Origin of the sequence: Micromonospora sp. M51 (assembly GCF_018070305.1) — a bacterium.
GTDB lineage: Bacteria > Actinomycetota > Actinomycetes > Mycobacteriales > Micromonosporaceae > Micromonospora > Micromonospora parva.
Genome location: NZ_JAGPXZ010001130.1, coordinates 1 through 1,343, shown reverse-complemented (window position 1 = coordinate 1,343; position 1,343 = coordinate 1). Strand labels below are relative to the sequence as shown.

General features: G+C 74.2%; 2 protein-coding genes. Both read left to right on the top strand.

Annotated elements, in window-relative coordinates; translation table 11 throughout:
- Positions 1–28: 28 nt before the first annotated feature.
- Positions 29–580 (top strand): phosphoribosyltransferase family protein, encoded by a 552-nt coding sequence (locus KBX53_RS33055; RefSeq protein ID WP_030332043.1) that lies wholly within the window; start codon positions 29–31, stop codon positions 578–580.
- Between the two features lie 33 nt (positions 581–613).
- On the top strand, positions 614–1,343 hold a 730-nt coding region (locus KBX53_RS33050; protein ID WP_210863777.1), incomplete at its 3' end, for a questin oxidase family protein.

The window sequence follows — 1,343 nt, the reverse complement described above, 5'->3', positions numbered from 1 at the left end:
CCCACCGTCCGTACCGCAGGATGAGCGGATGCCCTCCGAGCTGACCGAACGCCTGGCCGCCCTGTTCCGGTGGATCGACCCCGGCCCGGGCACCAGTCACCTGGTCAGCGACATCTCCGGTTGGTGGCGGGACCCGACGGTGCTGGCCGAACTGGGACCGGCCCTGGTCGCGCCCTACCGGGCCGCCCGGCCCACCGTGGTGCTCGCGCCGGCCGTCACCGGGCTGCTGCTCGGGCCGTTGGCCGCCACCGCCCTCGGGGTCGGCTTCGTGGCCGCACACAAACCCGGTGACGGACGGCTGCCGGCCGGACCGCTCACCTGGGCCCAGAGCCCACCGGACTACCGGGGCCGACGCGTCGACCTCGCCGTACGGGACCGACACCTCGGCCCCGACGACCGGGTGCTGGTGGTGGACGACTGGGTGCGCACCGGCGCGCAGCTACGCGCCCTCTACGACATCTGCGCCGCACGGGGCGCCGAGGTGCTGGGCACCGCCGTGGTGGCGGTGGACTGCCCGCCCGACGTCGCGGCCGACCTCCGGATCACCGGCCTGATCGCCGCCGCCGATCTGCCCGCTTGACCTCAAGCGAGGTTCAGCATTGACGATCGACTGATGAGTGACGGAGTTCTCGACGAGGCGTACGAGCGACTGCACCGCACCGGCCCCGAGTTCGAGGGCTGGTTGTCCAACCACGGGCCGATGGCCGTCGAGGCGTTGGTCCGGCACGGACACCAGCAACGGGTGCACCGCTGGCTCGACGACTACCTCGGCCGCCTCGACGAACTGCCCCGGGGGCTGCACCCGATCGACGACTGGCGGTCAGCGCTGGGCGACCCGAAGCGCGCCGGCGACTGGTTGACCTACTTCGACGGCCAACTGCGCGAACACCCGTGGCGCGCGGTGCTCGGCACCTGGTGGCCCCGGCTGCTGCCGGGCATCGCCGCCGGTGCCACCCACGGGGTGATCCGGGTCGGGCACGCCGTACGCGCGCTCGACTCGGCCGACGAGAACCCACTGCGGCTCGCCGAGTTGGGCCAGGCCCTCGGCTACTGGGCGGCCCGCTGGCAGCCGATCCCCGGCACCGACCAACTGCTCGCCGGCAATCCGGAGCAGTCGGGCACCAGCGACGTCGACGTGGCGGCCGCGCTGGCCGGGGTGCCGCGGATCGACGACCAGACCGGGGGCATCCGGGATCGGCTGGGCCGGCTGCCGGACGTACCCCGGTGGGAGCCGGCGCTCGCGGCGCTGCGACCGGCGCGGAGCCCAGCCGAGGCGCAGCGCGGGCTCACCACGCTGGTGCACCGGGCCGGCCTGGACTACCTGCGCTTCGGGCACACCAACC